The organism is Vibrio sp. Vb0598 (genome assembly GCF_033338935.1).
Lineage (GTDB): Bacteria > Pseudomonadota > Gammaproteobacteria > Enterobacterales > Vibrionaceae > Vibrio > Vibrio alginolyticus.
In genome coordinates, this window is the sequence record NZ_JAWOTP010000001.1 from 106,317 (window position 1) to 131,000 (window position 24,684).

Genomic DNA, 24,684 nt, shown 5'->3' on the forward strand with positions numbered 1-24,684 from the left:
CTCACCTAGGTTCGCTGGAGTGACGGACTTAAGAAAGTTGGGAGCTTCTATCTGCACTCACCACGTCATTCTCGAGAGCGACGGAGGGGCGAGTCGGGAATCTCTAATTACCACTTGAACAAACCTCATCGCCCTTCATCTATTTGTCATCTTCTGGCTATAAATTTGTCATTGGAACGTAACACTCCAAAACTAAAATTGGTATATACCATTTGGAGCATGTGTTATGTCAACTAACCAACATTACCTAAATATCGAAAATGTAGTGAAGCAATTCGGACAGTTCACTGCGTTAAAGAAAATCTCGCTAGCGATTGAAAAGGGCGAGTTCGTTTGTTTTCTTGGTCCTTCTGGCTGCGGTAAAACCACTCTGCTACGTGCCATTGCAGGTTTAGACTTGCCAACGTCTGGTGCGATTTTTCAAAACGGTCAAGAGACCACATTCCTACCACCAGAGAAGCGCGACTTTGGCATCGTATTCCAATCTTACGCGCTGTTTCCGAACCTAACTGTGCAAGAGAACATTGCAGTGGGTTTGAAGAACCAAGGTATGTCGACCAAAGAAGCGTTAGAGAAAGTGGATTACTGGTTAGAAACCATTGGTCTTCCAACCTCTGGCGAGAAATTCCCTAACCAACTTTCTGGTGGTCAGCAGCAGCGTGTTGCTTTGGCTCGTGCATTGGCGCTATCTCCGGGTCTACTGTTATTGGATGAGCCGCTGTCAGCGCTGGATGCAAAAGTACGTGTTCACTTACGTGACGAGATTTGTAAGCTGCAACGCAAGCTGGGCATCACCACCATCATGGTTACGCACGATCAGGACGAAGCGCTGTCGATGGCGGATCGTATCGTGGTAATGAACCATGGTGTGATTGAGCAAGTCGGCACACCTCAAGAGATCTACCAACAACCAGCGACGCGCTTTGTTGCTGAGTTTGTCGGCAGCATGAACTTTATAGAAACCTCAGTAGCTACGGACTCCCAAGTACGGATTGCCGAAACCTTGATGCCAGCGCCAAGCTTGACCAATCGTAAGATTCAACGAGGTGACCGCTTCGACCTTGCGGTGCGCCCTGAAAGCATCAAGTTCGTTGAAAACTACACCAACTCTTTACCTGTGCGAGTTACCGCAACCGAGTTTCTAGGGGCGTTTTTCCGCATTGATTGCGTATTGCAAAACGACAGCTCAACGAAAACCATCGTAGTGGATGTGCCTGTGGAAACGGTTCAAAAACTCAATATCAAGGCGGGCGATGTACGTTACATCCAGTTTGCTGAAGAAGGGCTGCATGGTTACGCCGTACCCTCGGTTGATAAAGCGCTAGCAGCGTAGGTGTAAACATGGATGCGAAGACAATGACGATGAATAGCCTGACCACACAAGACAAAGCAAAATCCTTACTCGGACGTGTTAGCCGCGACAACCTTGTGTTGTTCGGTCTGCTCGCTAGTTTGTCGACCATGATGGTGCTGTTCATCTTAATGCCGCTTTGGGCAATGTTGACCAAGAGTGTGCAAAATGCCAATGGCGAATTCGTTGGTTTGGCAAACTTTGCGACGTACTTTTCTTCTTCAAGCTTGTGGGTGTCGGTGGGCAACACCTTCACTTTGGGCGTGATTGTGACCTCGGTAGTGGGTGTGCTTGCGTTCGGTTATGCCTACGCGCTGACTCGTTCATGCATGCCGTTTAAAGGTTTGTTTCAAATCCTAGGTACTGCGCCAATTCTTGCGCCTTCGTTGTTACCAGCGATCAGTTTGATTTTCCTTTTCGGTAATCAAGGCATTGCCAAAGAGATGCTGTTAGGAAACTCGATTTACGGCGTGATTGGGATCTCGATGGGTTTGATTTTCTGGACCTTCCCTCATGCATTGATGATTTTGACCACTTCGCTGCGCACTTCAGATGCCCGCTTGTATGAAGCAGCGCGCGCACTTAAAACTTCACCCATCAAAACCTTCTTTATGGTGACGTTACCTGCGGCGAAATACGGTTTGATCAGTACGCTTATTGTGGTTTTTACATTGGTTATCACGGACTTTGGTGTGCCGAAAGTGATTGGGGGCAGCTACAACGTTCTGGCGACTGACATCTTCAAGCAAGTCGTGGGACAGCAAAACTTTGCCATGGGTGCGGTGACTAGCATTATGTTGTTATTCCCTGCGGTAATGGCGTTCGGCGCAGACCGCTGGGTACAGAAAAAGCAAAAGAGCTTATTCGACACACGTTCAGTGCCTTATCAGCCTGAACCCAACAAAGCGCGCGACAGCATCTGTTTGGTTTACTGCAGCATCATTTCTATCGCAGTGTTGGCTGTGCTTGGCATGGCGGTGTATGGCTCGTTAGTTACGTTCTGGCCTTGGAACAAAGCTCTAACGCTAAACAACTACAACTTTGCTGAAATGAGCACTTACGGTTGGAGCCCATTCTTCAACTCACTAACACTGGCAGGTTGGACAGCGGTTATTGGTACAGCCATCATCTTTGTCGGTGCGTACTGCATTGAGAAAGGGCGTGCGTTTGGTCCAATTCGTCAGGTGATGCAAATGCTCAGCGTGGTGCCAATGGCGGTACCGGGTATGGTGCTTGGCTTGGGTTACATCTTTTACTTCAACGATGCGAACAATCCTCTAAACGTACTTTATGGCACCATGGCATTCTTGGTGATTAACACGGTAGTGCATTACTACACAGTGGGTCACATGACCGCCCTGACAGCGCTAAAGCAGTTGCCATCGGAGATTGAAGCCACGGCGGCATCGGTGAAGCTTCCTCAATACAAGTTGTTCTTTAAAGTGACATTACCTGTGTGCTTACCTGCGATTTTGGACATTGCGACTTACTTGTTTGTTAATGCATTAACCACCACTTCTGCGGTAGTATTCCTTTACTCAACCGATACGATTCCGGCTTCGGTCTCGATTCTGAATATGGACGATGCAGGTCAAACTGGCGCTGCAGCGGCAATGGCTGTCATGATCATGATTGCTGCCGCAATTGCGAAGATTGTTCAGATGACTTTGGGTAAATTGTTAGAAAATCGCACACAAGCTTGGCGCAAAAGATAAGGACACTTCGTGCAATACGTAAAAATTAAAGATTCGATTGTTGAACAGATTGAAGCGGGCATGCTATCGCCGCGTCAAAAACTGCCAGCAGAGCGTAAGTTGGCGGAGTCGTTCGATACTACACGCGTCACTTTGCGTGAAGCGTTATCACTGCTGGAAGCAGAAGGTCGAATCTATCGCGAAGATCGCCGAGGTTGGTTTATCTCACCTGAGCCATTGCGTTACGACCCAACCCAAACGCTGAACTTCCCGAACATGGCGAAAGCGCAAAATCGTGTGCCAAAAACGGAGTTGGTCGCAGCAAAAGGGACGTTGGCAAACAAACAAGCCGCGCGCTTGCTGGACTTGCAGCCTTTCTCGGATGTGTATCGAGTCGACCGTGTGCGATACCTTGAAGACAGACCTGTGGTATTCGTAACAAACTACATTCGTCCAGAGCTGTTTCCGAACCTGCTGGATTACGATTTATCAAATTCACTGACGGACATTTACCGCGATCATTATGGCGTGACGTATCAAAAGATTCGCTACCGCATTTCAACCAGTACTTTGTTGGGTGAAATGGCTCAGGCATTGCGTGCGACAGCCGGTACGCCAGCGATGGTAGTGGAGCGCATCAACTACAACCAGCACGGTGAGTTGATTGATTGCGATATCGAGTATTGGCGACACGATGCCATCAGCATTGAATCTCTGGCGGAACTCAATCGCTAAGTGGATTTTCTCATAATCTAAGGCTCCATCTCGGGGCCTTTATTTTATTCAGACAGGGACATTGAAATGGATTTGTTGGCGATTGGTCTCGTCGTTTTTTCTGCTGTTCTCCATGCGGGTTGGAATATCCTTGGTAAAAGCAACTCTGGGTCAGGGCTCGCGTTTACTATAGCGGCCAGCTTTTCTGCATGTTTCATTCTTACCCCTTATTTGATTTGGTATTTGGCAACCATTGGCTGGACATCATTACCGAGTGAGTTTTGGGGGTTGCTGTTCATTAGCGGCATTTCACAAATGGTCTATCTGGTTGGTTTGATTGTCGCTTACAAGCACGCTGATGTGGGTGTGGTTTATCCGATTGCTCGGGCGCTGCCTGTGATGATGGTCAGCGGAATCAGTGTGGCATTGGGGCATGAGTTATCCAGTCAGCAGTGGTTTGGATTCTTGCTGATTACACTTGGTTGTATGCTGGTACCACTGACGAACTTTCGTCAGATGACATTGGGCTCTTATTTGAACGTTGGTGTGTTCTGGGCATTGATTGCCGCAATAGGCACAACGGGTTACTCCGTGGTTGATAAAGAAGCGCTGAGTTTACTCACAAGACAAGCATCAGAGATCTTGAATGATCAGTACAGTGCAATCTTCTACTTGGGCGTGCAGTTTTGGGCGATTGGTATTCCAGCCCTTGTATGGTGCTTAGTTATGGGCAAGCCAGATGAGATTGAGACAGCGTGGCAGATCCGCAAAACAGCCAGCATGGCAGGGGTAATGATGGCATCCACCTACGGCTTGGTGTTGTTTGCGATGACCATGACAGACAACGTAAGTTTGGTGGTGGCACTAAGGCAAATCAGCATCGTGTTTGGATTGTTTATGGGGATTTGGTTTCTGTCTGAGAAATGGTATCTCACCCGAGGGCTTGGCGTTACTTCTATCGTGGCTGGGATCATTCTCGCGCTTGCGTATTGACCTATATTCACGAAAAAAGGCAGCGAATGAGCCTCTCGCTGCCTTTTGTATTAACTTGTAAGCCTTGTTTAAAAACGCAGTTGCGCACCAAACATCACGCCGCTAGAGTCAAAATCGCTGTTTTTTGAGTACACATATTCTGCATTCAAACCAAAGTGTTTATAGCTCCAGCCGATACCGCCAGCCGCTTCACCTCCGACACTTGAGTGTTCGATGTTCTTGCTCTGACCGTTCACTTTATAAGTGTATTCGAGAGTGTAGAGAGTGACACCTGCCTTGCCGTACAGTTCGAAACCTGAACCCAGAGGATAGCTAGCATAGCCACTCAAGCGAGGTCCGGAGAAGCTCGTATCGGTGACTTCTGAAATCGGACTCACGAGTATCGAGCCGATACCGTCAAACGCGCCTTTATAACCTGCTTCGATACCAAAGTTATGTGTTGGCATGTAGCGGTAATATATTTCACCTAAGAACATGTCGCCTGATTCTTTGCTTGTCGGAGCATCGTAGTTCACATCGCCATAGCCAATGTTTGTACCTATGATGTGCACACTGGTTTCTGCATTGGTTGACAAAGAAAAAGCCGACAGCACTAAAGCAGTAATGAATGAATAACGCATGAACGCTTCTCCTTAGCTTTTAGCTTGCTCGCCTTTTAATATTTGTTCGAAAGTGACCTTGGTGTTGTCTAGCCATTCATAACGGCGACGATACATCGAACGCTTAGAGCGCGACATGCCTTCGATATCTCGACGGGGTGCATTTACATCAATTGAGTAAAAATGACGATTGTATTCGGTGCCGCCCAATTCTTGCCAGAGTGCATCGTAATCCGTTTTTATTCGCCCTTTGCTGTAACGTTTAGCTGCGTAAGTATGGGACTGCGTTTTCACCGCTAGAATCGTATTTACTTCCCAAATTTGTGCGAGCAAAGTGAGCAAGCTCACCATCAAGCTTTTTGGTCTCTGTCCGTAAAGCTTACGAGTTAGCTTTTTAATTTTCGCGTTGTTTTCTTCACTGCTTCGCGGTCCTTGTAAGCCGCCAATCATAATGCTGCGTCCAGATTCGATGTGACCTAGCGTAAAAGAGAGCGTGTAGAAGTTGCCATCTTCAGCGCTGTGCAGCACTAGGCTCATTTCGCCTTCTTTTTGATAACGTGCTTCGTATACTAATCTCACCGAGTACAGTATTTCGTCAATTTCAAAAGAGGCTAATGTTAGGCCTTTCGAGTCTGTGTAGATTTCTTCGATTGTTTGTTTAGAAAACAGTTCTGAAATCGTTTTATAGTGATCAACCACCAAGTTGGAGCGATCAAAGGCGGAGTTATTCTTGATGATGTACGGGCGAAACGGTTTTTCTAGGAATCGGTGTGTACGCGTACAAAGCAACTCTAACAATGACGATTCAATATTGTCTGAAAGGTGCTTAAACGCACGTTTGTAATAAAGCGCACGTAAGATGAACTTAGCTCTGTAGGTCCAAATTGGCTTGTAGACATCAGCATAATCATCTGAGTAAATCGATTTGCTATGGTAAAAAATGGATTTGTTCGCGGTCATTTTCACTCCAGATTAACTTGTGCTCAATAGCGACAATTAAGAACCGACGGACGAGCAGCGAAGAACCCGAAAAGGAGGAATGCAAAGCACGACTGAAAAGAGGTGGTTTTTGCTGTGTCCGACGTTTGTGTAAGGTTTTGAACAGTGTTCTTTTGCTGGAATTCTAAGAGAAAATTGACCTTAGGTATTGTATGGTTTGGTAAGGAAGTGTCAGGTTGAAACCCATTGTTCAAAAGGAAGAAAATGCGAATGTCGGCTGAATATGACGTTGAGTTGCTAGGTTAATGTGAAATAAGTTGAACGAAAATTGAACATTATTTGAAATTGTTTTGACGTGTTTTAGGTCTTTATACGTACCTTATAAGTATCGAGCCAATTTTGGCCCGATGTAAAGGTAAGTAAGGAGAGGTTTATGAAACGCTTAACAACTTTAGCAAGTACGATTGCTCTGATTGCTGCACCTTCTATGGCTCTTGCTGGTGGTTATCAGTGGACAAACGATACCGAAACTATCCATGGCGACGTAATGGATAGCAAACAAGCGGCTTATGAAATGGGCCGAGACATGATCCAAAGCTACCAAAATAAATCATCTGGACAACTCCGTGATGAGTTTACGAGCCTTACAACGTATGTTGATCGCCAATCGTTTTCTATCACTGACTCAAAAGTCATGGTAAATGAGTTCTTGCAAAGTGACGGGCAAGTTGTTTACCAGCCTATTCTCAATGTTCAATACGAGTACCGCATGCGTGATACCGGTAAATACTAACCAGTAAGACGGACTTGAATTGTTTACCACTAATATTTTTTGCTGTTTGTTTTGGGGAGCCACGAGCTCCCCATTTTGTTTTTGTCGAAAGCGAAAATTTTCACACTCTCAGTGCAACATTTTCTATCGCTCAGCGTTAGATTTTCTTGCTCGTTGATTGTCATCATCGTTTGTAAAGTGTTTGCGGAAATGGATGTAACGCACTAACGAGGATACCCGATGACACATCATTCATATTGGTTCAAGCAGGCAATTGAAGCTGAGCAACCAGAAACGCCACAACCGTTACAGCAGAACATTAATAGTGACGTTGCGATTGTTGGTGGCGGATACACCGGACTTTGGACCGCGATTATGATTAAGCAGCAATCTCCGGAAAAAAAGGTAGTCGTGATTGAAAAAGGCCTTTGTGGCAGTGGTGCATCGGGCGCAAACGGCGGTTGTATGTTGACTTGGTCTACCAAGTTCCCGACATTGAAACGGTTATTCGGTGAAGAACATGCTGCTTGGTTAGTAAAAGAGTCGGAACAAGCAGTGCTCGAGATTGACGACTTTTGTCAGCAGCACAACATCGATGCGCAATTATCGTTAAAAGGGGTTTATTACACTGCAACCAATCAGGCTCAAACTGGGGGAATGCAGCCAGTTGTGGACGAGTTAAAGCGATTAGAAGTGAACAGTTGGCGTCGTTGCTCGGTGGAGGAACTGCGTGCCAATGCGGGTTCACCTCGACATATAGAAGGCTTTCACTCTCCAGTTGCAGCCAGCGTTCAACCTGCATTATTAGTGAGGGGGTTACGCCGTGTTGCTATTGATCTGGGTGTAGAAGTTTATGAGAACACGCCGATGACGCGTCTAGATTATGGAAAACCTGCCATTGTCTGTACACCTAAAGGAAACATTCAAGCGCAGCAGGTGGTATTGGCATTAAATGCATGGATGGTGGAGCAGTTTAAACAGTTCAAAAACAGTATCGTGGTGGTTTCTTCCGACATGGTGATCACCAAGCCGCTTGGTGATTCACTACCTCTATCTGGTTGGCAGGCAGGTTTTAGCGTGTTGGATTCACGTATCTTCGTCCACTATTACCGAGATACGCCAGATGGCCGTTTGATGTTGGGGAAAGGCGGCAATCAGTTTTCTTTCAATAACCAAGTTGACGCAATGTTTAACAAGCCAACACGCTACCAAGGTCTACTGCGCAAGTCGTTCGATAAGTTGTTTCCTCATTTGAGAGGAGAGGAGTTTGCTTATTCATGGACGGGGGGCTCTGATCGTTCTGCTACTGGTTTCCCTTTTTTCGGCGAGCTAGATAAACAGAGCAATATCTTTTACGGATTTGGTTATTCAGGCAATGGTGTAGCGCAGACTCGAATGGGCGGAAAAATCTTATCTTCGTTGGCATTGGGAATCGATAATGAATGGACGAAAAGCGGTTTAGCCAAAGGGCCGTTGGGGCATTTCCCACCAGAACCGCTTCGCTGGACCGGGGCTATGATAGTGCGCAACGCGGTACGTCGAAAAGAGGAAGCAGAAGATAACGAGAAAACGCCGTTTATCTGGGATAAGTGGCTAGCAAAACTTGCAGGACCAGCAGGCAAAGCGGATAAGCTTGACTAAACTGAAGACTTTAGCCACAAACGAGACAGTTTGCAGTGAAAGTCATTGGGGCGCGATGAAGCCTTGTGTTAGCCTCTGTCTTTCAAGCTCAGATTTAAAAGGTGAGTCATAAAATGAAAGTATTCAGCAACTTCGATAGCGGCAGCATTCACGTAGTGAAAGCGGACGACAAAAACGACATCCAACTCAAAATTCCTAACGACAATATGTCGGAATTCTACCAGTGGTTCCACTTCCGTCTTGAGACAGAAGCTGAGCAATCGCACACCATCAAATTGCTTGATTTGGCTAAATCGGCTTATCCAGAAGGATGGCAAGGTTACGATGTGGTTGCGTCTTACGATCGTGAAGAATGGTTCCGAGTACCGGCAGAGTTCGATGGCGACACGCTGACTTTCACTGTAATCCCTGAGCGCAGCTCAATTTACTTCGCGTACTTTGCGCCATACACGTACGATCGTCATTTAGACTTGTTACACATGGCACAAAGCGCGCACCACTGCCAACTTGAAACACTAGGCCACACATTAGACGGCAACGACATGAGCTTGCTTACTTTCGGTGAGCCAGAAGAAGGCAAAAAGAAAATCTGGATGATTGCACGTCAGCACCCAGGTGAGACAATGGCGGAATGGTTCATGGAAGGTATGATCCAACGTCTGTTAGATGAAAACGACACGGTTGCGCGTGCATTGCTTGAAAAAGCGGTGCTTTACGTCGTACCAAACATGAACCCAGACGGTGGTATTCGCGGTCACTTGCGTACCAACGCAGTAGGCGTAAACCTAAATCGTGAATGGCAAACGCCATCAATGGAAAAGAGCCCAGAAGTCTACCTTGTGCGTCAGCGCATGCTGGAAACGGGTGTTGACATGTTTTTAGATATTCATGGCGATGAAGCGATTCCGTATAACTTCGTCGCTGGCTCAGAAGGTATTCCTTCTTACGATGAAAATCTTGCCGCTTTAGAGACATCATTTAAGCAAGCGTTACTGACTATTACGCCAGAGTTCCAAGATGAGATTGGTTACGATAAAGATGAGCCTGGTAAAGCGAATTTGACGGTCGGTTCAAATTGGGTTGCAGAGCAGTTCAAATGCTTGTCTTACACAATCGAAATGCCATTTAAAGATAACAACAATCACCCAGATCCACTTTACGGTTGGTCTCCTGAGCGTAGTGTCTTGTTTGGACAAGATGTATTAGCTGCAACGTTAACCGTAGCGGATAAAATTTAGCGCGACGAGTTAACGCTTTTTCATTATTTCGAAAACAGCTCATTTTAAATGAGCTGTTTTTTTGCGCTCTCCATATCCACGCTCCCCTGTAAAAATTTGTTGCCATTCACAAGCTTAAATGATGATTCTTAAATTTGAGAAAGTGGCTTTTTATGGTGATTTGCGTCACAGAAAGTTGGCTTCTTTGTGATATTCTCCGCAACGAATTGACTATGGCTAAACCAACGCAACGAACTTTATTTTTCGGTTGGGTATGCGGATGAAGCTCATGAATAGATGGTCTTGAGGTTACCTTTTTCCGTTTTACGTCATTGGCGTTTGAATATCATTTTTGATTCTTTCCTACGCTATTTAGCTATTTCTATTCGAAGAAAAGAGAAAGTTACGGCTTCATATTTTACGGCAGTATGCTGCCGCGGTGTGTTGCTTTGTGTACAAGAAAAAGGAAAAGAATAATGAAAAAAATCGCTATAGCAGTGGCTACTGTACTTGCTGGTGGTGTGATCTCAAACGTTGCACTTGCTGACACTTACATGGGCGGTAAAGTAGGTTACAACTCTCTAAACGATGCGTGTTACCTAAACGAACCTTGTGACGACGACAGTTTTGCAGCATCTATGCACTTAGGCTACAGCTTCAACAAGTACGTTGCAGCAGAGTATGGTGTTGATTACCTTGGTGACTTCACTGCAAACTTCAAAAAGCCTGGCCTAAACACCGTTGATGGTGATCTTTGGGCGTTGACGCTTGCTCCTAAATTTAACCTACCGCTAACGGATTCTTGGAATCTATTCGCGAAAGTTGGTGCTGCATACATGATGGCTGGTGACGAGAAAGATTTCGTACCAACTGGCTCTCTGGGTGCTGAATACCAAATCAACTACAACTGGAGCCTACGTGCTGAATACCAACGCTACCAAGATATGTCTGATGATGTAATTGAAGACATGGATTCAGATTTCTTCGGTATCGGTTTCAACTACAAGTTTGGCTCTGAGCCTGTCGTTCAAGAAAAAGCCGTTGAAGAGGTGGTAGAAGCACGTCCTGCAACACGCATTGTAGATCACGTTTACCCTGCTCAAACAACAGCGACAGTACAATTCGACTTAGAAAGTGCAGAAGTGAAAGACGCGTCGAACCTTTCTGGTACCGTTGATTTGATGAATACTTACCCACAAGCTCAAGTTGAGATCACGGGTTACAGCGATACGACAGGTTCTGCTGCTTACAACAAGCAACTCACAGAAAAACGTGCGAAAGCCGTTGCTGACGAGTTCCAAGCAAAAGGTATTGCGGCTGAGCGTATGACAGTGAAAGGCATGGGTGAAGCTAACCCAGTGGCAAGCAACGAGACACGTCAAGGTCGTCAAATGAACCGTCGTGTTGAAGTGGTTGTTCCTACGTTTGAATACCAAACAACTGAAAAAGCAGAATAATTCCTGCTTAAGATAAAGTTCCAAAAGCCAGCGTGTATCACGCTGGCTTTTTTGATCCCGCTTAACTAACTAAGTAGTTGTGTAGAAACATAGTTATATCGGGACGCTTTGACATGTGCTCAACATACGTAAACTCAGCACCTTCATCAATTTGTCATCACCAGTTCATAGCATGACAGCCAAGTGTTTGGGAGAATGATATGCAAAGTTTACCGCCGCTCAATTTGCTCCGAGCTTTTGAAGCCACGGCGCGACTACAGAGTTTTACAAAAGCCGCAGAGGAGCTAAATGTGACTCGTGCGGCCGTCAGCCAACAGGTGAAATCGCTAGAGTCACAGCTCGATGCGACGTTATTCGAGCGTAAGGGCACTCACCTTACGCTGACCTGCTCCGCACAAGAATACTGGCCTGTGGTTAATCATGTGCTTCAAACATTATCGACCACGACGCAGCATTTATTTACTCGTCCCAAGAATACGCAAGTTAACTTACATGTCGCTCACAGCTTTTGCTCTCAGTGGTTAATGCCAAGATTGGCTGATTTTCAGCGACAATTCCCAGACATTTCCTTTAAAGTCTCGACAACTGCTAATACAGTTCCAAACGCCAGTGCGATTGCGGATATCGAAATTATTAACGGAGATGGAGATTGGCAAGAGCAAGAAGCCATACGATTAACCCAAGAAAACTGGATAGTTGTCGCAAGCCCGGGCTTTATGCATTTAAACCCGATAAATGACCTCTTGCAGTTAGCTAAAGTGCCTAAAATCTGTACTAGCGGTTATCATGAATCTTGGCAAGACTGGCTTGCGCACCAAGGTTATCAAGGGAAGGTGAGCAAAGTCGTCGCCGAGTTTGAGCATTCATTGCTTGCTATTCATGCTGCGATTAATCAACTTGGCGTGTTGCTGGTAAGAGACTTTCTTGTTGAGGATGAGCTGCAACAGGGCGTATTAGTCCAGGCTGGAAATTGGCATATGCCAAGTTCTGGTGCACATTATATGATGGTTCGAGCATCCGAAAAATCACACGTAAACACCTTTGCTCGATGGTTAATACAGAGTCTTTAATGTTCGTTCAGCGAGTGAGTAGAGCGCATGTGTGGTTTAGCTATTATTAGCAGTAGCAAGTCATCAGTCTAGGACTGAGCGACATGCTTAATGACATCTAATAACCACTGATTTACCGGAGCTTGCTGTTGAGAGCGACGACAGCTCATCACGTAGCGAACATCAAGCTCTAGCCCAGCAGGAAGCGCGATACTCCGGCAACCCTTAGGAACATGTCCACTCATCGTTATGCCAAAATGATTCGTTTGCAGAAGCACTTTTTGAATCATCGCTGGATGCTCAATTTCCACTTTAGGTGTGGTTCTAAAACCCATATGTTTGAGCCTTTCCAACACTGGGTATCGGTAGTCGTTCCATCCCGGCGTTTTAAAAAGTATAAAAGGGTATTCTTCTAGTTCTTGGGAGTTTTGAGCGGGATGATCTTGTCGAACAAAAAATACCGCTTTTCCTCGCCCTAGTTCGGTCTGAACAATTGACTGTGGCAGATCTTCATCAAAGTAATGAATCGCAATGGCGTTTTCACCGTCAATTAATCGTTTTTTTGCTTCGCTACCCCAGCGCAAACATGAGAATTTTGCGTTTGGGGCGTGCTTTAGTAACTCCAAGTAAAACTTGTCACCAAAGTACTCCCAAAACAATGTGTTGGCATAAATAGTGATTGAACCGTCAAAATGAGCTGGTGAAAAATGCTGTGGTTTGATGGAATCAATACTGTTGATTATTTGCTCAAAATGCGCAATGTTCGCTTCCACAAAAGCTGTTGGTTCAAAGCCATTTTTGGTCTGAACGAATAGCGGATCATTGAGCTGAGTTTTCATCTTAGTCAGATTTTTGCTGATTGCTCCTGACGTTTTACCGAGTGATTCTGCGACTAACCGGACGTTACGTAACTCATACATCCGTTTTAATACCAAAATATTTTGAATATCCAGATTAACGCTCATACATTGTCTCGCTTGGCTTTTGTCGACAAATCATATCGCTGAATTTCTTAAGAAAAGACAACGCTCGGTCAATTTACGTTGCTGCCTTATCCCTGATTTATTGAAGGTAACGATAAGTTATTCTTGGTTACATCAGTTTATTAGCATGGATTTCCATTTGGTAAATAATGGCTTTCCTCGTATGAGCGCGTTTCTGTTGTTACAGTTTTTCCACCGAAAGAAAGTAAGAACGATAATAGAGGTGATGTATGAAAAAACTAATCGCACTTGTTTTGATGGTTTGCTCAACAAACGTAGCATTTGCTGGCGATGGGTCATACACGGGCACGATTGATATGACGATGGCAACGAAAAATCAGGTTGACGTAGAGCGTGCAGATTCTCAATTGACGCTGAAGGGTCGCAATGAAATGGCCTATGGCGGTGTAACAATCCATTCGGATGCTGCAACTCAAAAAATTGAACTTCGTGGTCGACGTGATTAATCGAATAGTTTCTTGTTAAGAAAATGCCGCGAAGAACGCGGCATTTCTATATGTAATATCATCAGATCACAATTACCAGATAAGCGCATGGTGAGAAGCTAAGCGCAATGACCACCTGCCATTATTCGCATGGCGGTGCCATATGAATGACAGCTAAGCCCCCCAAAGAGGTTTCACGGTATTTTTTATTCATATCTTTACCAGTCTGATACATGGTTTCGATAACTTTATCTAACGAAATTAAGCATTTACTTGTGCGCTTTAATGCCATACGCGATGCATTAATCGCTTTCATTGCTCCCATGGCATTTCTTTCAATACAAGGTACTTGAACCAAGCCGCCAATCGGGTCACAAGTCATACCCAATGAATGCTCCATCGCAATTTCCGCAGCAATACAAATCTGCTCGTTACTGCCCCCTCTTAGCGCTGTTAAGCCAGCGGCAGCCATGGATGAAGAAACCCCAACTTCTCCCTGACACCCCACTTCTGCACCAGAAATTGACGCGTTAGTTTTATATAAGATGCCGATAGCGCCGGCGACTGCGAGAAAGTCTTTTAGCTGTTTAACATCGAGCTCTTTGATGAAGCGATGGTAGTACATCAATACCGCCGGAATCACCCCTGCTGCACCATTCGTTGGAGAAGTGACGACTTGCCCTCCTGCTGCATTTTCTTCACTAACCGCAAAGGCGAAGAGATTGATCCAATCCATGATCTCCATCGGATCGTTTTCAACTGCAGCGTTGGCTTCGAGCTTTTTCAAAAGGTTTGGTGCTCGACGAGTGACATTTAGACCACCTTCCAAAATCCCTTCCGTATCGAAGCCACGTTGCATGCAGAGCGACATCACTTTCCAAATTTGCTCTGCTCTTTGGTTAATTTCTTCGTCTGAGCGAAAGGCGAGTTCGTTTTGGAGGATCATGCCTCCCAAGCTGAAACCGTTCGTCTCGGCTTTTTCCAGCATCTCATCTGCGGATGTAAACGGAAATGGTACTGCGACCTCATCTTGTTGCGTGCCGTTCTCTAGTTCGTCGGCGGTGGCGATGAATCCGCCCCCAATGGAGTAATAAATTTCAAACGCTACTTGATCTCCAGCTGCGTCTAATGCCGTAATCGTCATGCCATTTTCATGCAGGGGAAGGTTGTCGCTATGAAAGACGATGTCATGGTCGTAGCTAAACTCAATCTGGTGTGTACCGGCGAGCATGAGCGTATTATTGTCTATGGTATTTTGTAGCGCACTTTTGGCACTGCTCATTTTGATGGTATCAGGTTTATTTCCCATCAAACCAAGGACCGTTGCTCGGTCTGTATGGTGCCCTCTACCTGTCAGTGACAATGAGCCATAAAGGTCCACTTGCACCCGATGCACTTTCGCCATAGAGTCGCTAACTAGCTGAGTGAAATGGAATCCGGCAAGCATAGGACCATTAGTGTGGGAGCTGGATGGCCCGACACCAATTTTAAATATATCGAAAATCGACAGCATAATTGACTTCCTTTAGCAGTGAACCTTTATAAAGGTCTCTAGAACAGTGTTGTTAACTAGATGTTAAAGCTTGTGGGTCGGGAGTGAAAGAAGATTTTTGTAACACTGCCAACTAAGCGCGAGATTTTAAAATGAAGTTAGACAACATCGTCATCGTTTTAGGTAAACGCCTCGTCAATAACAGGTTGACCTCTGAGGGCATAACCAGAGTCGAAGCTTTGTCTTGTAGGACTGCATCACTACCGATAGAGCGAACGGCGATTATTTTTTGTGGCGGAGTAACGCAAGGACAAAGTGTTTCTGAAGCAGAGGCGATGTACGCGTATTTTAGAACCCTAAACGCAGACTCTGTGAATCCGTTCCCTGAACGTCATATACTCTTAGAAACGGAGTCGTTGAACACGTTTCAAAACATGCGTTATGTTTCCCAAGTTTTGTGCAAAAGTGGGGTGTTCGAGTTATGGTCGGGGCATCCGGTTGAGGTTATCTTGCTGTCTAATGACTACCACCTCGAACGAATCATTGATATCCAGAATTTGATGGATGAGCAAGGCTTATTACGAGTACTTAAATCCGATTGCGAATCCATGGGGGTGACTCTCAATATTCCACTGGATATCAGCAAACATATTAGCGTGCCATACCCACATAAAGGGCTTATGGCGGAGACATTCTTGCTACTCGATGAACTCACAACCTACCGAGTTTATTTAGAAGGGATCAAGCATGGCGCATTTTTCCGAGATTTATCAATTGTCCGAAAAAAGCCACTTATGATCGCAAGAGATGCTATTCACAAATTGCTCTCTTTACCGCTCGATAAAGAGGCTTTGCAACATATTGAAGAAATGAAAAAGGCCGTCGAAATGACGGCCTTGGATGAATCTGTAGGTGCTGCGGAAAAGGCATTAAGTATCTTCCATCCGATACTGACGGCATTGAACCGTCGCTTTGACCCAGAGTCTATTCATTAAGCTCGCGTTTTGTGCGGACGGCGCTTAATGCGATCAAACAGTAGCAAAGTAGTTCTATACCTTCTTCTGAGATATTTTTAACATCACGGATGTAATTTTCGTCCATCACTTGTTGCCAAAAACTACCCATACCATACAAACGAGAGAAGACTAATAATAGCATTACAGCACCAACTAATAGCTTCATATGTGGCACCGTTAAAATGGTCGCCATTTCGTTCATGGTACCTTTACCACCTTGGTAAGCTTTGGCGCAAGCCAGTGCGGTGACAGCAAGTGCTGGGAAAACCCAAGAGCCATGATGAATCATGTCTGTCCAATAGTCCGTTTCGCGAATAATCAGTACTGCAAAAAATCCTGCAATCAAAATAGCCGCATGCTTTAGCTGAGGCTGTTGTTTCGATAAGCTGAAAAACGACCATGATGCAATAGCAAGCATCACAAGCTGGAGCGTTTCTGTAACGGAAAGCTCGCCAAGGCTTGATCCCAACACGACATAATCAAGACGAAGACTAAGGTTAACGAGAATACTTATAGCGACAATCATCAAGGCGTTTAAACTCGATTTATAAATAATGCGCTTTGATTTTTCAGTAACAACGTTGCTTGGGGCTGACTCGGCTTCTTTTACTATTTGTGTTTTCATCTTGCTCACCTGTCCCAGAAAATGTGGAAGAAATGTGAATTAGTGTGATCTGTGTTTGGAATTTTATTGTCCAAGTGGAAAGTTATGTCAGGGGAATGTCAAGAATAGAACACTGTTCGATATAGGGTCGATGTGCGGTAAAGTCAGAGATATGTAAAAACAACGTAAGAACACTTTGATAAATCAAATAAAAAAGGAGCCCAAAGGCTCCTAAGTGATAGAGGGAAGGTGACGTATCGATAAAAATAATTAGTAGTTGTCACCCTCATTTTCTTTGTGATTCTCGCGATAGTATTCCCATTGCTCGACGCGTTCATTGTCCGACAGCACACAGTAAGTGACACGTTCGCCGTTTTCCGACACGGTATCCAGCTCACCACCTTGCTGAACACAGTATACGGCTGCGGGATTTGCAACGGAGGTATACTCAGTTGATCGGGTCGCTCCCTCGTAAGTTGAACAACCAGCCAGTACCAATGTTGCAGCCATAGCCATCATTAAATTTGTCTTTTTCATTCTTTATCTCCGCATGGGGTGGGCGAGTATTGTATTGATTATAGGCAACTTTAAGAGATTATTGTCTTATCGATGTTAAAAGTAAGAGGGACGTATAAGAATTTAGATATTCTCATTTATTGCTGATTAGCACGTCACACTTCTGTTCTTGGCGTATTGTTGTGAAGGTCATATCAATCACTTCCTGACAAGCGCTCGAACGTACCTGGCCTACAACAATGATTTAAAGTGTGAAATTCGGTAATATGCGCACAAAACATTGACCGTGGTATTTTCGATGAGACATTTAAAATCGACCGTTCATCCAGACATAGAGCATTTGGATGACAAAATTGTTTTTCAGCGCAATGCAGCGCGAGCCATTGTACTTGATGGTGAAGATGTGCTGTTGCTCTATACAGAACGTTACCATGACTACACGCTACCAGGCGGTGGTATTGATGATGGTGAAGATGTCATTGCTGGATTAGTCCGTGAATTAGAGGAAGAAACGGGCGCCCAAAATATACATGGTATTAAGCCTTTCGGAATCTTTGAGGAGTTTCGTCCGTGGTACAAGGATGACGCTGACGTGATGCACATGGTGTCGTATTGTTATACATGTAAAATCGAACGTGAGCTAGGCGAAACGGCGTATGAAGATTACGAAGTTAAAAATGGAATGCGCCCGGTATGGATGAACATACACGAAGCAATTGCACACAATGAAAAAACGATGGCAGAAAGCCCGAAAAAAGGCATGAGCATTGAGCGCGAAACGTTTTTACTTCAGTTGATTTCTAAAGAATTACTATAAACAGCTAGTTTGCATCATTACGACTTAGCTTCTGTTGGCTCTATTGTGGGCAAAGATTTTAGAGCAATAAAAAAGTCCGGACTCCCCCCCGGAACCCGGACTTATTCCAGACGCGCAAGCGAAGCGTCATCTTGATATGTTAGATTTGTTTCGAACTATGAAAACAATAGCTGTTTTACATTTAGTGTGTAAATAATTATTAGGTCTGACCATTGGTTTTCATGTTTTTTTGCAAACACAATGTGACGCATATCTACCCAATTGCCAAGCGTAATTGGGGCGCTTTTTAGTAAACCACTACTCTTTCTTATCTTTGAGATACCTTACCTCAACTTTTTTGCACACGTTTGCATAGAGATCACGAGTTTTCAAATTCGCCGAACAGGATCTTGTAATTTTACGTTTCTCTGACATTGAGCGCTGTCGTAGCTTTTATCACAAATTAACTAGCGGAGGCAGTCGGCTAAAGTCGACCAGCGGTTGTGAAATCATAGGAGCGTCTGGAGCAAACAAGAGTAAAGGTTGAAATGATGAGGATTGTAACTGACCGATATCTATCAACTTTTCCAATGCATAGAAGCGGCTGACGTATTGGCGAGTCTCGTTAGGCAGCGTGAGTTGTTGGAAATCTCGACTTCCTGCTTGCTGAATAGCACGTGCAACGCGTCCTTCTCCGGCATTGTATGCAGCTAAGGTCAGAGCCATATTTTGATCGAATTTGTTGTATAAAAACGCCAGGTACTTGAGCGCGGCCGTTGTGCTAGCTTCTGTGTCAAAGCGATCGTCTTGTTTTGTATTTATCGTTAATCCGAATCGTTTCGCTGTGGTTGGTATCAATTGCCAAAGTCCGGCGGCGTTAGCGTGAGAAACGGCTTTGGGGTTGTAAGAAGATTCTAACATTGGTACTAAGGCTAGGCTATTTGGTAATGAGTGGTTTTGAAGCTGTTTGAAAATGTGGTTAATTACCGGTTTGGATGAATCGAGACGCTTGGCAATTTGTGGTTTGTATGGTGCTAATACTTGATACTGCGTTTGAATATCGACAGCATTTGGTTTTGCCTGGCATGTGATTGGAAGGTAGGACAGAAAGGCAATAAAAATAAAAAGGCCTACAGTACTCAGCCGAGATGGCGACTGAATCTGTAGGCAAGACGAACATCGTTTAGAACGATTTATCTTCATAAGTGTGTTGCACAGGTTGTTTGAGTTGACTGACCAACTCATGGAACGCCGCAGAGCTGTGGCCATTGCTCTGATTGTATTGTTGGCACTGACTTACCAACGTTTCCAATAGCGCCCATTGTTTTCTAGCTTGCATACCTATTTGGGCAGGCAAAGCATTGAAAATTCGTTTTACGCTGGCGTCATTACACGCTAACCCCAGCGCTCGCATACACTGGCTTCTGTCATTGGCGGAGCGGCTGAGTTTATTGAGTATCGGCATTTGTTTCTGAACATTGTCGTTCAGTGCCTCTCCATCAAACTTTAAGTACAATACCTTTTGCTGCTGAAGCAAAGGAAGCAGTTGTTGATAAAGCTTAATATCCTCAGATATAGAGCGAACAAATTGTTGAATTCGCTGCGATACTGCGCTTGCCATGATGTCTTCCTAGCGTTTTATTACTCGTGACCTGTATGGAACTGCATGATTGCCTTGGATAGCACTTTTGTATCTAGGCTAAGTTCACCACGCGCTAATGCGTTGCGTACTTGTTCTACTTTTTCCATATCAACATCAGGTAGTGATGCCATTTCAGCTTGAGCGCGATCTATCGCTACGGTATTCGCTTGAAATGCAGGCTCGTGTACTTTGCTCTGTTCGACGACGTCGACAGGCTGTTTGCTTGCTTGCTGTAATTTTGTTTGTGGGACATGACCGCCCGCGACTTTGTCGATTTTCATGCTGTGGTCCTCATCATCATGTTCTAAATTAAGTAGGCGGTTAGAATGTGATAAACATTAAATATTTTTTTTGTACTCGAAGTTCAGTGTTACTGACGAGAGCCAAAATTAAAAAATGTTACCCCGAGTCAAAAAATCAAAATTGAGTATGAACCTGGTTTAATCCAGTTACGACTGCTCTTATGACCTTGCCCGAACTTGGGTTTTCCACGTCAATTTGTTGCCCTTTCGCTCCATCTTCTAAGGCGACTCCTTTTGTGCTGGCACTAAATCCATTTTTGCTCGCAATGACTATGACTTCATTGCCTTTCTCGATTAGAGGTGGGGCCGACAAATTGGATGGATTAACCACTTGTCCAGCCCGCAAACGACGCGAGGTTTCTAAGCCTACTGCTTGCTCGGGGCGAGTATAAAAATCGTCTTGGCGAGAGATGGTTCGAGTTTCAAGCTTTATGTGTTTAGCCGCTACGACTTCATTTCGGCCAACCGTGGTTGTCGCGACCAAAACAGGCAGAGTCAGCGAAGACTTTATCGTAACGTTAATTCGCCATGGTGATGCGATATTGTCGCAGCTGACTGAGCGCTTGAGGTTACCGACTGGCAACGTGTTGTTGTCACGACCTGTGATAACTAAAGGAGATTCACATTCTGGCAAGTGATTGGCTGAACCGGGCACCCACATGTCGAAGTCTAGTTTGTACTCCCCCCACTGATTGGAGAGCGCTACGCGATCCACCTCTTGTTCGAAATCCGTTGCTACAACGGACCTTATCTCTTCAACGCTTAGGGTTTTGTCATTGGTGTTGGCGAATGCTTGTTCTGATGTCAAAGCGAGTAACGTCAGCATTATTGTTGAGGAAGTAGACACTTTCCTCTTGTTTTTAATGCTTTCCGAGAACCGGAAGTCTGGCTTCCATCCTTGTTTGTAAATCATTGATATATATGGCTATTTTTTATGGCACGTATCTTGTTTGTATGTTGGCGTATTCGAGCCAACTGTAAGGAAGATGCATGGCGATCACATTTGAAAATGCTTTAGGAGTACATCCAGAGGCACTTAATTTTCGCGTTCAGCGTACCAAAGTCCTCGCCAGTAACCTAGCAAATGTTGACACCCCTGGGTATTTGGCGAAAGACCTAAGTTTCACCACCGTAATGAACCAAGTAACGGCAGGTGGTGTGAACAAACCGGTGCCAAAGTTCCAGGTTCAGGCCCAATACTCGGTGCCTTACCAGAATAGCAAAAATGGCAACACCGTAGAGCTTGGTGTTGAACAAGCAAAATTCACGCAAAACAACATGGACTTTCAAACTAGCCTGACGTTTCTCAACATGAAATTTAATGGCTTAGCGAAAGCGATTGAGGGACGTTAATTATGTCATTCACTGATATTTACTCGATCACTGGTTCCGCGATGACAGCACAAACTGTGCGTCTTAATACGGTAGCCAGTAACCTAGCAAACGCAGATGCAGTATCTGCAAATCCAGAAGATGCTTATAAAGCGCTTAAGCCAGTATTTGCGACTGTGTACCAAAAAACGCAAATGACAACAGAAAATGGAGCTTATCCCAATGCAGAAGTTCGCATTGTTGACGTTGTTAAAAATGCTGGAGATGCAGAGAAGCGTTTTGAGCCGAACAACCCACTGGCTAATGATGAAGGCTATGTGTTTTACCCAGATATTGATGTAGTTGCTGAAATGGCAGACATGATGTCCGCAACACGCAGCTTCGAAACGAATGTTGAAGTATTAGCCAATGTAAAAAGTATGCAGCAAGGTCTGCTTAGATTAGGGCAGGGCAGCTAATGAGTATTGCACAATACACCCCTTTATCGTCTGACGCTCCAGTAAATACAAAAGCAAAAGACAGCAACGGTATCTCACCAAACCCTAAAGACATGAACAGCGCTTCTTCATTGGAGAATGAGTTTATTTCTTTGATGGTGGCTCAAATTCAAAACCAAGACCCACTTAATCCCCTTGATGGTACGGAATACGTTGGTCAATTGGCTCAGTTCTCGCAGGTACAAAGTACCGAGAATATGTCTAAGACAATGCAACAGAGCATGGTGTTACTGGACAACATGCAAGTGCTATCAACAGCGGGCCTTGTTGGGCAAACGGTTTACGTCAATGCGGATGAATTTCAGCTTGGTGAAGACGTACAAAACGGAAAAATCGAACTCGCTCATAGCTCAAACCAAGTCACGTTAGTTGTTAAAGATGAATTTGGTCAATCAACTAAAGTGCCACTAGGTGCTCACGGCAAAGGTGACGTCGACTTTTCAATTAATCCTGAAGAACTTGGTCTTAAACCAGGCAAATACTCAGTGGCCGTAGAAGTGCAAGAAGGGCAAGCAAGTCCAAATGTGCTGATGGCAGGCACTGTTGAGCAAGTGCGCATTCCTAATACCGGTGGCGCAGCATTAGTCAATGTCCATGGCGTTGGCAACGTTCCTTTCTATCAAATCACTCAGTTTGGTGCTTAACCAAATACGGAAATCAGAGGTCTATTTATGAGTTTTAACATCGCACTAAGTGGTCTGGACGCGACCAACACAGAGCTAAACACAATCAGTCACAACATTGCCAACGCATCAACGTATGGTTTTAAAGGTGGCCGCACAGAATTCTCCGCTGTATACAATGGCATGCAACCTGGTGGTGTGGAAGTCGCGTCAATTTCACAGAACTTCGACAAAGACGGCAGTATCACAGGAACTGGCCGTGCGATGGACCTAGCTATTAATGGCGGTGGCTTTTTTGTTACTAAAGATAATATGGGTCAAATGTTGTACACACGTTCAGGTGTGTTCTCAACGGATAAGAACAACTTTGTTACGGCTAACAGCGGTGCAAAGCTTCAAGGTTACAGTGTCGATAGCAACAACAACCTAATGACAGGTTCTGTGGGTAATATTCAGGTATCGACTTCCTCACTGAATGCTAAAGCAACAGACAGCTTAGATTTTGTTGCGAACTTCGACGCAAGCGCGTCTGTTATTGATAAAGCCGTAACGCCATTCAATCCAAAAGATCCAAGCTCATTTAACTCGTCTTACACAACAAAAGTCTACGACTCACTGGGTAACTCGCACACGGTAACTCAGTACTTTACTAAGACTGCTTCTAACTCGTGGGAAGTAAACGTTCAAGTAGATGGCGGTACGACGCCAGTAGCAACTGTGCCTGTAACGTTTGGTAAAGACGGCTCGCTTTCAGCACCAACTGCGCCGTTTAATGTTTCATTCCCTGCAGCAGGCGCGAACGCGATGAGTGTAGACATTAACCTGAAAGGCAGCACGCAATTTGGTGCAGCTTTTGGCGTAAGTACTAATAGCCCTAACGGTTACACATCAGGTGAACTTGCAGGTGTACGCGTTGAAGGTAACGGCATGGTTTACGCGACTTACACTAACGGCCAATCACAGCTACAAGGTCAGGTTGTTCTTGCTGATTTTGCAAACACACAAGGCTTAGCGAAAGTGAGTGGAACATCATGGACTCAAAGCTTTAGCTCAGGTGCTCCAATTATGGGTGTTCCGGGTTCAGGTACGATGGGTGACCTAACTCCGGGTGCATTAGAAGGTTCTAACGTTGACTTAACCAGCGAGCTTGTTGCTCTAATGACTGCACAACGCAACTACCAAGCAAACGCAAAGACAATTTCTACCAGCGACAAGCTTACTCAAGCTTTGTTTAACGCGGTGTAATGGGAGTTTTGCATGGATAGTTTGTTATTTACGGCAACGTCGGGTGCCAGCCGAGTTCTTAAAGCGCAGCACGTTCGTTCAAACAACTTATCAAATGCTGATACTGCGGGTTTTCGAGCGGATATGGAGCGTGTGCGTAGTGTAGAGATGCAAGGCCCAGGTTTTGATGGTCGCACTATGGTTGTGACCAACTCTGCCTCAACACGTTTCGACGCTGGCGATATTGTGAAAACAGGACGTCCGTTGGACGTTGCGGTTATGGGTGAGGGGTATCTCTCTGTAGAAACCCCAGCAGGTAACGAAGCTTACACCCGTGCAGGCAATATTCAGGTCGATACTTTTGGCGCTCTAACAATCAATGGGTTCCCTGTCCTCGGTGACAATGGTCCTTTGGTTGTGCCGGATTATCAAAAGATTGAAATCAGCGAGCGTGGTCAAGTCTCAGTGATCCCACCAGGTGGCGGCGCAGAAATTGTGGCAGGCACTTTGAAGTTGGTTAAACCGGAAATTAATCAACTGCAAAAAGAGAGCGATAGCTTGCTGCACAGCGTAGATGGCGTGCCATTCGCGGCAGATGAAACCGTGCAACTCTCTCCTGAGCACATTGAGGGCAGTAACGTATCTGCTATTGATGAATTGGTTAGTGTGATGTCGCTGACGCGCAACTTTGAAATGCAAGTTCGCATGATGAAAACGGCGGAAACTTTAGCAAAAGCTGGTAACAAATTAATGGCGGCGAGCTAAGTCTCGCCCCGCAAGGAGTA

Annotated in this window: 27 protein-coding genes; 17 read left to right on the forward strand and 10 right to left on the reverse strand. The window is 45.1% G+C overall.

What is annotated here, in order from left to right; genetic code table 11:
• Positions 1–226 precede the first annotated feature (226 nt).
• From R7Q38_RS00485 to R7Q38_RS00500, 4 genes are all read left to right on the forward strand, one after another.
• Positions 227–1,333, forward strand: coding sequence for a putative 2-aminoethylphosphonate ABC transporter ATP-binding protein (locus R7Q38_RS00485; RefSeq protein ID WP_005432488.1), 1,107 nt, complete (start codon positions 227–229; stop codon positions 1,331–1,333).
• 8 nt (positions 1,334–1,341) lie between these two features.
• On the forward strand, positions 1,342–3,066 hold the full coding sequence (locus R7Q38_RS00490) for a putative 2-aminoethylphosphonate ABC transporter permease subunit (protein ID WP_137282840.1): 1,725 nt from the start codon (positions 1,342–1,344) through the stop codon (positions 3,064–3,066).
• Between the two features lie 9 nt (positions 3,067–3,075).
• The gene (gene phnR / locus R7Q38_RS00495; RefSeq protein ID WP_005442366.1) at positions 3,076–3,780 is read left to right on the forward strand and encodes a phosphonate utilization transcriptional regulator PhnR; all 705 of its coding nucleotides are present in this window, start codon (positions 3,076–3,078) and stop codon (positions 3,778–3,780) included.
• Positions 3,781–3,846: 66 nt separating this feature from the next.
• Entirely contained in the window at positions 3,847–4,752 is a 906-nt protein-coding gene (locus tag R7Q38_RS00500; protein WP_318113945.1) for an EamA family transporter, read from the forward strand.
• Positions 4,753–4,820: 68 nt separating this feature from the next.
• On the opposite strand, the gene R7Q38_RS00505 is transcribed toward R7Q38_RS00500, so the two are convergent.
• Together R7Q38_RS00505 and R7Q38_RS00510 are read right to left on the reverse strand one after the other, a co-directional pair.
• Positions 4,821–5,372 carry an outer membrane beta-barrel protein gene (locus R7Q38_RS00505; RefSeq protein ID WP_182015801.1) on the reverse strand — a complete coding sequence of 184 codons (552 nt, stop codon included), beginning with the start codon at positions 5,370–5,372 and terminating at the stop codon, positions 4,821–4,823.
• 12 nt (positions 5,373–5,384) lie between these two features.
• The gene (locus tag R7Q38_RS00510; protein ID WP_239938628.1) at positions 5,385–6,311 is read right to left on the reverse strand and encodes a VirK/YbjX family protein; all 927 of its coding nucleotides are present in this window, start codon (positions 6,309–6,311) and stop codon (positions 5,385–5,387) included.
• A 412-nt stretch (positions 6,312–6,723) separates the two neighbouring features.
• On the opposite strand from R7Q38_RS00510, the gene R7Q38_RS00515 reads away from it, so the two are divergent.
• From R7Q38_RS00515 to R7Q38_RS00535, 5 genes are all read left to right on the forward strand, one after another.
• A complete protein-coding gene (locus R7Q38_RS00515; RefSeq protein ID WP_017819758.1) occupies positions 6,724–7,083 on the forward strand; it encodes a DUF3316 domain-containing protein in 360 nt (119 codons plus the stop codon).
• A 219-nt stretch (positions 7,084–7,302) separates the two neighbouring features.
• On the forward strand, positions 7,303–8,703 hold the full coding sequence (locus tag R7Q38_RS00520; RefSeq protein ID WP_065275124.1) for an FAD-dependent oxidoreductase: 1,401 nt from the start codon (positions 7,303–7,305) through the stop codon (positions 8,701–8,703).
• Between the two features lie 113 nt (positions 8,704–8,816).
• Positions 8,817–9,941 carry a M14-type cytosolic carboxypeptidase gene (locus R7Q38_RS00525; RefSeq protein ID WP_017819760.1) on the forward strand — a complete coding sequence of 375 codons (1,125 nt, stop codon included), beginning with the start codon at positions 8,817–8,819 and terminating at the stop codon, positions 9,939–9,941.
• Positions 9,942–10,396: 455 nt separating this feature from the next.
• On the forward strand, positions 10,397–11,377 hold the full coding sequence (locus R7Q38_RS00530; protein WP_171342660.1) for an OmpA family protein: 981 nt from the start codon (positions 10,397–10,399) through the stop codon (positions 11,375–11,377).
• Positions 11,378–11,577: 200 nt separating this feature from the next.
• Positions 11,578–12,447: a LysR substrate-binding domain-containing protein gene (locus R7Q38_RS00535; protein ID WP_239938624.1), complete on the forward strand. Its 870-nt coding sequence runs from the start codon at positions 11,578–11,580 to the stop codon at positions 12,445–12,447.
• A 68-nt stretch (positions 12,448–12,515) separates the two neighbouring features.
• Here the strand turns inward: R7Q38_RS00535 and R7Q38_RS00540 are convergent, their stop codons facing one another.
• Positions 12,516–13,391 carry a LysR family transcriptional regulator gene (locus R7Q38_RS00540; RefSeq protein ID WP_005384388.1) on the reverse strand — a complete coding sequence of 292 codons (876 nt, stop codon included), beginning with the start codon at positions 13,389–13,391 and terminating at the stop codon, positions 12,516–12,518.
• Positions 13,392–13,639: 248 nt separating this feature from the next.
• On the opposite strand from R7Q38_RS00540, the gene R7Q38_RS00545 reads away from it, so the two are divergent.
• Positions 13,640–13,876, forward strand: a complete 237-nt coding sequence (locus R7Q38_RS00545; protein WP_005374030.1) for a hypothetical protein — start codon at positions 13,640–13,642, stop codon at positions 13,874–13,876.
• Positions 13,877–13,997: 121 nt separating this feature from the next.
• Here the strand turns inward: R7Q38_RS00545 and R7Q38_RS00550 are convergent, their stop codons facing one another.
• Positions 13,998–15,368 carry an L-serine ammonia-lyase gene (locus R7Q38_RS00550; protein WP_017819764.1) on the reverse strand — a complete coding sequence of 457 codons (1,371 nt, stop codon included), beginning with the start codon at positions 15,366–15,368 and terminating at the stop codon, positions 13,998–14,000.
• A 131-nt stretch (positions 15,369–15,499) separates the two neighbouring features.
• Here R7Q38_RS00550 and R7Q38_RS00555 point away from each other — a divergent pair, with 131 nt between their 5' ends.
• Positions 15,500–16,342, forward strand: a complete 843-nt coding sequence (locus R7Q38_RS00555) for a YdcF family protein (RefSeq protein WP_239938622.1) — start codon at positions 15,500–15,502, stop codon at positions 16,340–16,342.
• Here the strand turns inward: R7Q38_RS00555 and R7Q38_RS00560 are convergent.
• Positions 16,332–16,988 carry a hypothetical protein gene (locus R7Q38_RS00560; protein WP_005374025.1) on the reverse strand — a complete coding sequence of 219 codons (657 nt, stop codon included), beginning with the start codon at positions 16,986–16,988 and terminating at the stop codon, positions 16,332–16,334. The genes R7Q38_RS00555 and R7Q38_RS00560 overlap by 11 nt on opposite strands.
• Positions 16,989–17,237: 249 nt before the next feature.
• Positions 17,238–17,504, reverse strand: a complete 267-nt coding sequence (locus R7Q38_RS00565) for a DUF333 domain-containing protein (protein ID WP_005374023.1) — start codon at positions 17,502–17,504, stop codon at positions 17,238–17,240.
• Between the two features lie 277 nt (positions 17,505–17,781).
• Between R7Q38_RS00565 and R7Q38_RS00570 the strand changes: the two genes are divergently transcribed.
• Entirely contained in the window at positions 17,782–18,300 is a 519-nt protein-coding gene (locus tag R7Q38_RS00570; protein ID WP_005374021.1) for an NUDIX hydrolase, read from the forward strand.
• 435 nt (positions 18,301–18,735) lie between these two features.
• On the opposite strand, the gene R7Q38_RS00575 is transcribed toward R7Q38_RS00570, so the two are convergent.
• The 4 genes from R7Q38_RS00575 to flgA form a co-directional block, all read right to left on the reverse strand.
• The gene (locus tag R7Q38_RS00575; protein WP_053349351.1) at positions 18,736–19,482 is read right to left on the reverse strand and encodes a lytic transglycosylase domain-containing protein; all 747 of its coding nucleotides are present in this window, start codon (positions 19,480–19,482) and stop codon (positions 18,736–18,738) included.
• Positions 19,463–19,900 carry a flagellar export chaperone FlgN gene (flgN, locus tag R7Q38_RS00580; protein WP_005374018.1) on the reverse strand — a complete coding sequence of 146 codons (438 nt, stop codon included), beginning with the start codon at positions 19,898–19,900 and terminating at the stop codon, positions 19,463–19,465. Before flgN ends, R7Q38_RS00575 begins: the two co-directional genes overlap by 20 nt.
• A gap of 20 nt (positions 19,901–19,920) precedes the next feature.
• Complete coding sequence (flgM, locus tag R7Q38_RS00585) at positions 19,921–20,202, reverse strand: flagellar biosynthesis anti-sigma factor FlgM (protein ID WP_005374016.1); 282 nt, start codon at positions 20,200–20,202, stop codon at positions 19,921–19,923.
• A 136-nt stretch (positions 20,203–20,338) separates the two neighbouring features.
• A complete protein-coding gene (gene flgA / locus R7Q38_RS00590; protein WP_318113949.1) occupies positions 20,339–21,136 on the reverse strand; it encodes a flagellar basal body P-ring formation chaperone FlgA in 798 nt (265 codons plus the stop codon).
• Positions 21,137–21,213: 77 nt separating this feature from the next.
• Between flgA and flgB the strand changes: the two genes are divergently transcribed.
• From flgB to flgF, 5 genes are read left to right on the forward strand one after another with little or no spacing between them, the layout of a single operon-like run.
• A complete protein-coding gene (gene flgB / locus R7Q38_RS00595) occupies positions 21,214–21,576 on the forward strand; it encodes a flagellar basal body rod protein FlgB (RefSeq protein ID WP_005374013.1) in 363 nt (120 codons plus the stop codon).
• 2 nt (positions 21,577–21,578) lie between these two features.
• Positions 21,579–22,013, forward strand: a complete 435-nt coding sequence (gene flgC, locus R7Q38_RS00600) for a flagellar basal body rod protein FlgC (protein ID WP_005374012.1) — start codon at positions 21,579–21,581, stop codon at positions 22,011–22,013.
• Entirely contained in the window at positions 22,013–22,696 is a 684-nt protein-coding gene (gene flgD, locus R7Q38_RS00605) for a flagellar hook assembly protein FlgD (RefSeq protein WP_005384410.1), read from the forward strand. The genes flgC and flgD overlap by 1 nt, the downstream gene beginning before the upstream one ends.
• Before the next feature lie 27 nt (positions 22,697–22,723).
• On the forward strand, positions 22,724–23,920 hold the full coding sequence (flgE, locus tag R7Q38_RS00610; RefSeq protein ID WP_005374010.1) for a flagellar hook protein FlgE: 1,197 nt from the start codon (positions 22,724–22,726) through the stop codon (positions 23,918–23,920).
• A 12-nt stretch (positions 23,921–23,932) separates the two neighbouring features.
• A complete protein-coding gene (flgF, locus tag R7Q38_RS00615) occupies positions 23,933–24,664 on the forward strand; it encodes a flagellar basal-body rod protein FlgF (RefSeq protein ID WP_005374009.1) in 732 nt (243 codons plus the stop codon).
• Positions 24,665–24,684 lie beyond the last annotated feature (20 nt).

Excerpts from the sequence above, each read along its gene's own strand:
- R7Q38_RS00485 (WP_005432488.1), top strand. The coding sequence starts at position 227 with ATGTCAACTAACCAACATTACCTAAATATCGAAAATGTAGTGAAGCAA.
- R7Q38_RS00490 (WP_137282840.1), top strand. The coding sequence starts at position 1,342 with ATGGATGCGAAGACAATGACGATGAATAGCCTGACCACACAAGACAAA.
- R7Q38_RS00500 (WP_318113945.1), top strand. The coding sequence starts at position 3,847 with ATGGATTTGTTGGCGATTGGTCTCGTCGTTTTTTCTGCTGTTCTCCAT.
- R7Q38_RS00505 (WP_182015801.1), bottom strand. The coding sequence starts at position 5,372 with ATGCGTTATTCATTCATTACTGCTTTAGTGCTGTCGGCTTTTTCTTTG.
- R7Q38_RS00510 (WP_239938628.1), bottom strand. The coding sequence starts at position 6,311 with ATGACCGCGAACAAATCCATTTTTTACCATAGCAAATCGATTTACTCA.
- R7Q38_RS00515 (WP_017819758.1), top strand. The coding sequence starts at position 6,724 with ATGAAACGCTTAACAACTTTAGCAAGTACGATTGCTCTGATTGCTGCA.
- R7Q38_RS00520 (WP_065275124.1), top strand. The coding sequence starts at position 7,303 with ATGACACATCATTCATATTGGTTCAAGCAGGCAATTGAAGCTGAGCAA.
- R7Q38_RS00525 (WP_017819760.1), top strand. The coding sequence starts at position 8,817 with ATGAAAGTATTCAGCAACTTCGATAGCGGCAGCATTCACGTAGTGAAA.
- R7Q38_RS00530 (WP_171342660.1), top strand. The coding sequence starts at position 10,397 with ATGAAAAAAATCGCTATAGCAGTGGCTACTGTACTTGCTGGTGGTGTG.
- R7Q38_RS00535 (WP_239938624.1), top strand. The coding sequence starts at position 11,578 with ATGCAAAGTTTACCGCCGCTCAATTTGCTCCGAGCTTTTGAAGCCACG.
- R7Q38_RS00540 (WP_005384388.1), bottom strand. The coding sequence starts at position 13,391 with ATGAGCGTTAATCTGGATATTCAAAATATTTTGGTATTAAAACGGATG.
- R7Q38_RS00545 (WP_005374030.1), top strand. The coding sequence starts at position 13,640 with ATGAAAAAACTAATCGCACTTGTTTTGATGGTTTGCTCAACAAACGTA.
- R7Q38_RS00550 (WP_017819764.1), bottom strand. The coding sequence starts at position 15,368 with ATGCTGTCGATTTTCGATATATTTAAAATTGGTGTCGGGCCATCCAGC.
- R7Q38_RS00555 (WP_239938622.1), top strand. The coding sequence starts at position 15,500 with ATGAAGTTAGACAACATCGTCATCGTTTTAGGTAAACGCCTCGTCAAT.
- R7Q38_RS00560 (WP_005374025.1), bottom strand. The coding sequence starts at position 16,988 with ATGAAAACACAAATAGTAAAAGAAGCCGAGTCAGCCCCAAGCAACGTT.
- R7Q38_RS00565 (WP_005374023.1), bottom strand. The coding sequence starts at position 17,504 with ATGAAAAAGACAAATTTAATGATGGCTATGGCTGCAACATTGGTACTG.
- R7Q38_RS00570 (WP_005374021.1), top strand. The coding sequence starts at position 17,782 with ATGAGACATTTAAAATCGACCGTTCATCCAGACATAGAGCATTTGGAT.
- R7Q38_RS00575 (WP_053349351.1), bottom strand. The coding sequence starts at position 19,482 with ATGAAGATAAATCGTTCTAAACGATGTTCGTCTTGCCTACAGATTCAG.
- flgN (WP_005374018.1), bottom strand. The coding sequence starts at position 19,900 with ATGGCAAGCGCAGTATCGCAGCGAATTCAACAATTTGTTCGCTCTATA.
- flgM (WP_005374016.1), bottom strand. The coding sequence starts at position 20,202 with ATGAAAATCGACAAAGTCGCGGGCGGTCATGTCCCACAAACAAAATTA.
- flgA (WP_318113949.1), bottom strand. The coding sequence starts at position 21,136 with ATGATTTACAAACAAGGATGGAAGCCAGACTTCCGGTTCTCGGAAAGC.
- flgB (WP_005374013.1), top strand. The coding sequence starts at position 21,214 with ATGGCGATCACATTTGAAAATGCTTTAGGAGTACATCCAGAGGCACTT.
- flgC (WP_005374012.1), top strand. The coding sequence starts at position 21,579 with ATGTCATTCACTGATATTTACTCGATCACTGGTTCCGCGATGACAGCA.
- flgD (WP_005384410.1), top strand. The coding sequence starts at position 22,013 with ATGAGTATTGCACAATACACCCCTTTATCGTCTGACGCTCCAGTAAAT.
- flgE (WP_005374010.1), top strand. The coding sequence starts at position 22,724 with ATGAGTTTTAACATCGCACTAAGTGGTCTGGACGCGACCAACACAGAG.
- flgF (WP_005374009.1), top strand. The coding sequence starts at position 23,933 with ATGGATAGTTTGTTATTTACGGCAACGTCGGGTGCCAGCCGAGTTCTT.